General features: G+C 60.5%; 9 protein-coding genes. 5 read left to right on the top strand and 4 right to left on the bottom strand.

Annotation, left to right across the window (positions count from 1 at the left end; translation table 11 throughout):
* From ACFORG_RS04550 to ACFORG_RS04535, 4 genes are all read left to right on the top strand, one after another.
* Positions 1–814: cation diffusion facilitator family transporter (locus ACFORG_RS04550; RefSeq protein WP_386734193.1), on the top strand; the 814-nt coding region annotated here is incomplete at its 5' end.
* A complete protein-coding gene (locus ACFORG_RS04545; protein WP_386734192.1) occupies positions 811–1368 on the top strand; it encodes a methyltransferase family protein in 558 nt (185 codons plus the stop codon). The genes ACFORG_RS04550 and ACFORG_RS04545, both read left to right, overlap by 4 nt.
* Before the next feature lie 140 nt (positions 1369–1508).
* Entirely contained in the window at positions 1509–2033 is a 525-nt protein-coding gene (locus tag ACFORG_RS04540; protein ID WP_372439885.1) for a L,D-transpeptidase, read from the top strand.
* Positions 2034–2157: 124 nt separating this feature from the next.
* Positions 2158–2904, top strand: coding sequence for a hypothetical protein (locus ACFORG_RS04535; RefSeq protein ID WP_386734191.1), 747 nt, complete (start codon positions 2158–2160; stop codon positions 2902–2904).
* Between the two features lie 1105 nt (positions 2905–4009).
* Here the strand turns inward: ACFORG_RS04535 and ACFORG_RS04530 are convergent.
* A complete protein-coding gene (locus ACFORG_RS04530; protein ID WP_386734190.1) occupies positions 4010–4582 on the bottom strand; it encodes a hypothetical protein in 573 nt (190 codons plus the stop codon).
* A 55-nt stretch (positions 4583–4637) separates the two neighbouring features.
* Here ACFORG_RS04530 and ACFORG_RS04525 point away from each other — a divergent pair, with 55 nt between their 5' ends.
* Positions 4638–5258, top strand: coding sequence for a Crp/Fnr family transcriptional regulator (locus ACFORG_RS04525; protein ID WP_386734189.1), 621 nt, complete (start codon positions 4638–4640; stop codon positions 5256–5258).
* Positions 5259–5285: 27 nt separating this feature from the next.
* On the opposite strand, the gene ACFORG_RS04520 is transcribed toward ACFORG_RS04525, so the two are convergent.
* Genes ACFORG_RS04520 through ACFORG_RS04510 form a run of 3 tightly spaced genes read right to left on the bottom strand, consistent with a single transcriptional unit; the run spans position 5286 to position 8988 of the window.
* Positions 5286–6083, bottom strand: coding sequence for a DsbA family protein (locus ACFORG_RS04520; protein WP_386734188.1), 798 nt, complete (start codon positions 6081–6083; stop codon positions 5286–5288).
* Complete coding sequence (locus ACFORG_RS04515; protein WP_386734187.1) at positions 6080–6544, bottom strand: c-type cytochrome; 465 nt, start codon at positions 6542–6544, stop codon at positions 6080–6082. Before ACFORG_RS04515 ends, ACFORG_RS04520 begins: the two co-directional genes overlap by 4 nt.
* Positions 6541–8988, bottom strand: a complete 2448-nt coding sequence (locus ACFORG_RS04510) for a heavy metal translocating P-type ATPase (RefSeq protein ID WP_386734186.1) — start codon at positions 8986–8988, stop codon at positions 6541–6543. Before ACFORG_RS04510 ends, ACFORG_RS04515 begins: the two co-directional genes overlap by 4 nt.
* Positions 8989–9022 lie beyond the last annotated feature (34 nt).

Below are 9022 nucleotides of genomic sequence, written 5' to 3'. Positions count from 1 at the left end.
CGGGGGCATATTGTCGGGCAGCCTGGCACTGATCGCCGATGCGCTGCACAACTTTTCCGATATGGCTTCGCTTGTCATTGCCTTTGCCGCGCGCAAGATCGCGCGCCGCCCGGCCGATGAGCGCATGACTTTCGGATATGGCCGGGTCGAAATCGTCGCAGCCCTGATCAACTACACCACCCTGATCTTGATCGGCTTCTACCTGATCTACGAAGGTGGCATGCGCATGATTGATCCACCCGAAGTCATGGGTTGGACCGTCGTCATTCTCGGTGGAATTGCGCTTGTGGTCGACACGCTGACCGCAATGCTGACCTATTCGATGCAGAAGGGGAGCGTGAACATCCGTGCGCTTTTTCTCCACAACCTTTCGGATGCGTTGGCTTCAGTGGCCGTCATAGTCGGCGGGACGCTCATTATACTCTATGAAATGCGTTGGGTTGATCCGGCCATCACCATCGGCATCGCGCTCTACATCCTGTATTTGTCCTTCACCGAAATAGGGGGCCCAATTCGAACCCTGATGCTTGGGAGCCCACCAGATATTGATGGAAATGACGTGGTCAGAGCGATCCAGAGTGTCGATGGCGTTGTGGACGTGCATCATGTCCACCTGTGGCAAATGCAGGAGCACGCTGCGGCATTGGACTGCCATATTGTCGTCGAACGCGAATGGATGGGTGAGGCCGACAAGATTAAAGAAAACGTCAAATCGGTGCTGCATGAACGTTTCTCAATCGAGCATTCCACGCTTGAATTCGAAGCGAGCGACAATGCGCATCAGGAGGCGCAGGTGTTCGGACACCGCTCATGACGATTGCCCAAGGCATACTAGTGGTCGTTGGCCTGCTATCCGGTCTGGTTTTGATTGGTGCGCTCCTTTGGTCGATCGCCCGCCCGTCCAAGCGCATCTGGCCTCCAAACAGAGAGCATTCAGTCATACCAAACATTGCATGGGGTCTCACATTGGCCGTGTTTGGGGCGGTGATCGGTTTGGGCATCTTGGATTGGAAATCCGCTTCCATGGCCAACCCACTCCGTTGGGCGGTCGGGCCGTTCTTGATCGCAACCGGAAATCTGATTGTCTGGTGGGGGGCATTCAGCATTGGACTGAAAGCCACCAGCGGTGCGAAAGACGAGCTGATCACTTCGGGTCTCTACCGTTTCTCTCGGCATCCGCAGTACCTTGCCGACATGGCCATCCTGATAGGTTTTGGTCTTCTCTTCGCATCATCTTGGGTTTGGCCTATCGTCATCGTTGGAGTTGCCGCGCTGACCTTTGCCCCGCTCGCGGAAGAGCCATGGCTGCATGAACAATACGGCTCCAAGTATCGCGATTATTGCGCTGAAACGCGTCGATACCTGTAAACTCGCGACCTCACGAGAACGTCATCGTTTTTCAGTTGCACCTCTAGCTTCTAGAGGTCGTATCCGTCAGCCAACAAAAGAGTGAGGCGAGGCATATGACAAAAACACTGAAAACACGACGCCAGTTCGTTTCGACAACTATGATCGGACTTCTGGCAGCACCTTCCCTTCTCCGTGCTCAGGAGCAGGAGCCCTCGGCGGTACGCAGAAATATTTCGTCCTTTAGTGCGGATCTCTGGCAAGACCACTTCGATAACCTTCAGCACGGTGCAATTTTGTGCGACATCGACTCGCGTGCAGTCCAGTATTGGTCGGAAGACGAAAGTGTCTACAAACTCTATCCGTCGAGTGTCCCTGCCTCGGAAGAGTTGACCCGCCGAGGATACACAGAGGTTATAAGGAAGGTGGAGGGGCCGAGTTGGCGGCCCACTCCATCAATGAAAGAGCGTAACCCCGAATGGCCTGACTATTGGCCGCCGGGTCCTGACAACCCGCTTGGAACACACGCACTTTATCTGTCGTGGCAGTATTACCGGGTGCACGGAACCGGTGACACGCGCAAGATCGGTCGGCAATCATCAAACGGCTGTATTGGACTGTACAACGAGCACATTGCTGAACTTTTTGCTCTGGCAGAAGTGGGAACTCAGGTCAGGATTTTCTGAAAGCCAAGGAAGGCTGGCTAATACTTTCATTCTTAACATAAACTTCCTTATGCGTATTTATACTTAATGTTGCGATAGTATATTATTGTACGTATGCTGAACCTTGTAACAGAGGGTCCTCAGCATGTGTCATCTACTCAAGAAGCTCCTCCCCTCGCTCGCATTCGCTCTGACTGTGACAAGCACTTCGCTGCCGCTTCCCGCCCGCGCGCAGACATACCCGATTGACTGCGCGATCCTCCTGTGCCTGTCTGGCGGCTGGCCTGCCTCCGTGCCATGCGCCAGAGCCCGTGCCGAATTAATCCGACGCATTACGCCTTGGCCGGTGGAACCGCCGCTTCAAATCTGGCGCTGTCCCATGGGCGCGTCCTTTGAGACCGCTCCAGCAGCAAACAGTGCAGACCGCATCTTTGAAGCGTTTTTCCAGAACAACAGCACTGGACCGCGACAATCCTTTCCAGCGCGCGATGCCGCTGGACCAATTATGGCTGCTTGGCGCACCCCGGAAGCCCCAAAATACCTTGTTCCCGCCGGCCAGGCCCTCCGGCTCGTTCAAGATCGCGCGGACATCGATATCAGCGGACCTGAGTTCAACTTCGTGCGGTCCATCCGCGTCTATGATGTCCAGTATGCGCGACAGCATAAATCCGGCCGTGATGGTGACTGCAACCGTAGCACCACCGTGGTCGTCGGCACTTATGGCATCCAAGGTGACTTCACCTGGCAGAGGTCTTCCATAGCGGCCCTGCCAGCCGACCATGTCGGTCTCGAACGATGGGGCCAGAATTGCCCCGGCATCTATCACCGTTCCGTGTTCGTCGACTGGCGTGACTATGAAGGAAACTACGGTTTTGAGCAGGTGAACTACTAGTGCCGACAAAGACAGCGTCGGCATTCATCCGTGTCGACCTAAGTGCTCGGAGGTACCTAATCACCGGTCGTTCGCTGCTGTCGATGCCAAGGTCAGCTGTGCGGGACAGAGCTGCCGTTCGACTTGCGGACTAGTGCGTCCGCTCGACTGCGCATTGCGGGCTTCCGACGCAGAATGCACACGGATCTCACGCTGGCAGTTCCTAAAGTCATGTTTGCGCGATTGGATTGCTCCGATCCTCCATGGCCAACTTGCCACCTTCCAGCCTAATCTAGAATTAATCGGGACCTGAGGCTGGTGGTTTGGACCGGTATTTCTCAACGCAGATGCCAGGAATGCAATTCCTTTGAAACTTCTTGCTTTTCAGTATGGCGGGATTGCTGCCAGTCCTGCTGCTTTACGTTGGACTCTCGCCCGGGCTTTCATCTGCGTTGGCTCAAGGAGGACCATCGCTGAGGCGTTTTCTGAGGCGGGTCGTGACGAATGGCCTGCCTGTGATCTTTGTCATCAATTATGTCGGTTTCTTCCTGTTCGCACTTTCTCATGAAAGAGCCAAGCAGGGTGGCGATCCTGCAAGCTACATCGTTGTCAATGTCTTCCTCAGGCTCGGCCTGTTCCTTTGCCTTCATGCCTTGATCTACGTCGTTTCAGCCGACTGGTACGGATCGTTCGGAGGCAGTCGCACCACGGCTCTTCAGGTCGTCGCACCCACTCTGTCACGCTCCGCTCTGTTCGAGAACATATCCGGGGTGTATTTCTATGCGACTTTCATCAGCGCAATTCCCTTGTACGCGTCCGCAATCAGGCGTTCCAAGCGGCTAAAGCCAACCCTTAGGCGTCTTCCGAAGTTCGGCGGGCCGATTGCCATTGCACTCCTGATATCTCTGTCGCTAGCCGTAGGTTTGTCGATACTTGCAATCGCCATGTCGTACGTGTTGGCACAGAGTTGTCATCACCCAACACTGCACGATCCGGTCAGCACTCGGACAAATGCAAAAGAGGGCAGACGCCGGAACGTTCAACGAGCGCCTCAAGGTAGTCTCTGGGCTCTTGCGAGCCAAGGTCACACAATTGGATCACCGAGACGTTCGGCAGACCGTTCGGCTCAGCGTGCTGCCTCGCCTCTGGCCATTGCCAGATGGTGCATCCGATGGTGATCGCCGGTCGCCATCAGCCCGAAGAATCCGAGTGCCTGGATACGCGCGACAGCTCCGCCATCTGTCGCGGTGACCGTCCAGACGATTTCATCGCCTACGCTGGCAAGCTCCGACTGCCACCCGGTCTCGGCCGCGAGAAACGGGGCATGCGCGGGAACCATCCGGTACGCAGCCCCACCGGCTCGCCCCGACGTTTCGATCCGCACACTGAGGCCGTTTGGCAGAGGCTCGGAGTGAACGCTGGCACCGATCACGAGTTGATTCATGTCGACGAGATGTTCGCGCAGCCCGTTGATGTCGACGCGGGTCCAATCGGTGTCCGGGTCAGCGGAGAGCATGGCCACGATCTCACTGATCGCGGCGAAGGAGCCATCTCCTGGCTCGGACGGTATGACCGATGCTTCGGGTCCCGGCATCACATGACCTGCGTGGCCCGAATGGTCCGCGTTTTGGGCTGTCAATGGCGTCGCCCCCACGGCAGCCATCGTTGAAAGCGTCATCGCGAGCACTCTGAAGAACATGCGAACCTCCTTCTCCCGTTAGCGGCACCCTATCCAAGCCGCTGAATGTTCAGATATGATCGTGATCATGTCAGCGCAGGAATTCTTAGATCGGCTTGAACAGGCATGCCAATCAGCGGGCGCGCGCAGTGTAGTTCTAGAGCCTGGGCAATCACTGTTTCGTCAGGGCGACAATCCTCCCGGGCTCCCGTTCCTGACAGACGGCCGGATCGATCTTTTGCGCCATACGGAGACCGGACGCAGTGTACGGATCCATGTGGCGCGCGCGGGCGAGACCTTCGCAGAGGCGTCGATCTTCGCCGAGACCTGTCATTGCGACGCCATCGCAGCGGAGGCTTCGCAACTGCGCCTCTTGCCGAAGCGACTGGTGCTTGAGGCGTTTGAGACCCAGCCAGGCCTCGGGCACATCTTCAGCTTGCACCTCGCGCAGTCGTTGATGACAGCGCGGCGTCTTCTCGAGCTTCGCGCAATCACCCCGCTGACCGAACGGTTTCTCGCCCGGCTCAGCGATCTCGGAGACGCGACCGGGGCCTTGCCGCGGGACACGTCGCTCATATCGATTGCGGCGGATCTGGACGTCACGCCACCTGCGCTCTACCGCGCCATTGCGGCCCTCGAGAAGCGTGGTGTTCTGACCAGGCCCGAACGCGGATGGGTGCGTCTGACGCTGAAGTAAGTCGGGAGGGCGAATTCAGCACGGCTCTCACGCGCTGCAAACGGGGAGCGGCCCGTCTCGACGTTCCCGTTCGACGAGGGCCGCGATCACGCTCTCGGACACAGTTCCGACGATTACAGTGCGCCCAACCACCAGAGCAGGCGTCCCAATGAAACCGAAGATGCGGGCGATCGCTTCGGTGGTGCGCAATCGCTTGGAAACCGCGTCGCTCTCCATGTCCGAAAGCAAGCGGTCCGCGTCCACGCCGATGTCCCGGGCAAGGATCTCCAGATATTCCGGCGTCGCGACGAAACGCCCGCGCATCAGTCGCTTGTGAAAGGCCGCGTAGGCGCCTTGCATGTCAGCGGCAAGGGCGGCCCTCGCCGCCGAGATAGAGTTCGGCCCGAGCCTCGGCCATTCGTGCCAGGTTATGCGGTTGTCTCCGCCAGAGCGCTCTCCATGATTGGAAAGTCTTTCCGTCAGGACGCGGCAGAACGGGCAGTTGTAGTCCGAGAACGAGGCGATCGGCACGACGCCCGCGGGAGGCGAGCCGCCGAACAGGCCTGTGCACAGGTCTGCGCGCACTGCCTCCTCGGGTATCGCTTGCTCTTGCGCGTCTGGCGCGTCCAGCCCGAAGAAAGGACTGGGCATGCCACTGGTCTCGCCAGCCGCGATGCGGCGGAATCCTTGTGGATCGTCCAATGGCTCGAAGTCGAAGTCTCCGACGAAGAGCTGCGCTACCCTCGGCCATGCCCACCAAGCTCCTACAGCCGCCGCAGCTACACCGAGAAGTGCAGCGCGGCGATGCAAGACGCTTGGTTCTTCAGCTCCTTCGCTTTCAGTCATCTAGTGGCCTCGTCTTGCGCGGTGACGCTGGCCTGATGGGTGCGCTCGCGTTCCGGCCACCGGGTCTTGATCCACTCAAGGACGTCGCTCAGTTCTTCTTCGGTGTAAGCATCTCCGAAGCCCGGCATGTTGCTCTCGTAGCCGCCGCCGACCACCGCCGCCGTGCCGCGCATCGTGATATCGAGAAGGATCCGGTCGGGGTGGTGCCAGGTGTGGCCCGTTTCGTCATGGGGCGGCGCGGGCAGTTGCCCATCGGGGCCCGGCGAGCGCCAGTCGGATTGCCCCTCCAAGTTGGCACCGTGGCAGGAGGCGCAGGCCTCAAGGTAAATCGCTTCGCCGCGCGACAGGTTCGCAACACGGACCGGCTCGAAGGGGCCGCCGGTGATGCCGCTGCCTAACCAGACTGCGGCGGCAGCACCTCCCGCAAAGATCAGCCCGGCAAGGAGATACCGGCGCCTCACAGCTTGATCCCCCTAAGGCGCAGCGAATTGCCGATGACCGAAACCGAGGACAGGCTCATCGCGGCCGCCGCGATCATTGGCGACAGCAGAACGCCGAAGAACGGAAACAGGATCCCCGCGGCAACCGGCACGCCCGCCGAATTGTAGACGAACGCGAAGAACAGGTTTTGGCGGATGTTGCGCATCGTGGCCTGCGCCAGCACGCGCGCTCGGATAATGCCCCGCAGATCGCCCTTGACCAAGGTCACGCCCGCGCTTTCGACCGCGACATCCGCGCCCGTGCCCATGGCTATGCCCACGTCCGCAATGGCGAGTGCCGGTGCGTCATTCACACCGTCGCCCGCCATCGCAACGGACAGGCCGTCGCCTTTCAACTCCTCAACAAAAGCCGCCTTGTCCTCCGGCGACACGCCCGCGCGCACATCGTCGATGCCCAACTCTCGGGCCACGGCCTCTGCGGTGCGGGGGCTGTCGCCTGTCGCCATGACGATCCGCAACCCGGCCGCGTGCAGATCGCGGATGGCGCCCGCCGTCGTTTCCTTTATCCGGTCGGCAACCGCGACGATGCCGGCAAGCTGACCATCGACAGCTAGCAGCATGGCCGTCTTTCCCTCGTCCTGCAGCCCGGCGATGCGGGTCTCGACCTCTGCCAGATCGATCCCGAGATCGTCCATCAAACGGGCATTGCCGAGCGCGACCGTGAGACCGTCGACTCTGCCGCGCACGCCCTTGCCCGTAACCGCATCGAAATCGGTCGCCTCGAGCCGCAGCGCGTCCCGCTCTTCCGCGCCCGAAAGGATCGCCTCTGCCAGCGGATGTTCCGACCCCCGCTCCAACGCAGCTGCAAGGGCAAGGACCCGCGCCTCGTCATGGCCGCCGAGGGCCGCGACATCGGTGAGACTCGGGCGGCCCTCGGTCAATGTCCCGGTCTTGTCGACAATCAGAACATCCACCTGCGCGAACCGCTCCAGCGCCTCGGCATCCCGGATCAATACGCCGGCCTGCGCCCCGCGCCCCGTCGCCACCATGATCGACATGGGCGTGGCGAGGCCGAGCGCGCAGGGACACGCAATGATCAGCACGCTGACCGCCGCAACGACGGAGTAGCCGAGCGCCGGAGAAGGTCCGAAAACCAGCCACAGGAGGAAGGCCAGCGCCGCGATGCCGATCACTGTGGGAACGAAGTAGCCGGCAACCCGGTCCGCGAGGGCCTGGATCGGCGCGCGGGACCGCTGCGCCTGCGCCACCATGGCAACGATCCGGCTGAGCACGGTGTCGCTCCCGACAGCTTCAGCCGTCATGAAAAAAGAGCCGGTCTTGTTGAGGGTCCCGCCTGTCACAGCATCCCCTTCGGTCTTCTCGACCGGAACGGGTTCGCCGGTGATCATGCTTTCGTCGATGGATGAACGACCTTCTGCGACAGTGCCATCGACCGGCACGGACTCGCCCGGACGCACGCGCAATTTGTCTCCCGACCTCACCGCATCCAGCGGCACGTCCTCTTCACCGTTATCCGTCACCCGCCGCGCGGTCTTGGGCGCAAGGTCCATCAGCGCCCGGATCGCGTCGCCGGTGCGGTCGCGCGCGGTCAGTTCCATGACCTGGCCCACCAGGACGAGGATCAGGATCACCGCGGAGGCTTCAAAATAGAGCGGCGGCCCATGCGGCCCGCTGAGAGTTGAGGGAAAAATGCCCGGCAGCAGGAGCGAGACCAGGCTGAAACTGTAAGCCGCACCGGTCCCGATTGCGATCAGCGTCCACATATTGAGATTGCCCGTCACGATCGATGACCAGCCGCGCTTGAAGAACGGCTGCGCCACCCAGACGACCACGGGCGTGGCGAGCAGGAATTGCATCCATCGTACCGTGGTGCCCCCGAACCACTCCGCCCAAGGCAGGCCCAGCATCCCGCCCATCTCCAGCACCAGAACGGCCAAAGCGAGCGGCGCACCGATCCAGAGCCGCCGACGAAAATCGATCAATTCCGGGTTCGGTCCGGCATCGGCAGAGGGCATCATCGGCTCCAGCGCCATCCCGCAGATCGGACAGTCGCCCGGCCCTTCCTGTACGATCTCCGGATCCATCGGGCAGGTGTAGAGCGTGCCTTCGGGCATCGACTCGGGGTCGGGCCGGTCGCCAAGATAGCTGTCCGGCGCGGCCTCGAACTTCTCCTTGCACCGCCCCGAGCAGAAGTAAAACCGCTCACCCGCGTGCTTGGCCATGTGCCGCGCGCTGGCGCGATTCACACTCATGCCGCAGACCGGGTCTTCAGCTTCAACGTAGGCCTCGGGGTCCGCCTCGAATTTCGCACGGCAGCCCTCGTGGCAGAAATGATAGAGATGACCATCGTGCGAAGCGGTCGGTTTGCCCGCGCCCGGGTCGACAATCATGCCACAAACCGGGTCGCGGGTGATCTTATCGGTGTCGAGCGCTGTGTCGGACATGATTTGCTCCTCTGCTTACGCCAGAGGTAGTGCT

It is taken from the genome of Lutimaribacter marinistellae, from assembly GCF_042648365.1.
GTDB lineage: Bacteria > Pseudomonadota > Alphaproteobacteria > Rhodobacterales > Rhodobacteraceae > Lutimaribacter_A > Lutimaribacter_A marinistellae.
This window is presented reverse-complemented; position numbering and strand designations above follow the sequence as displayed.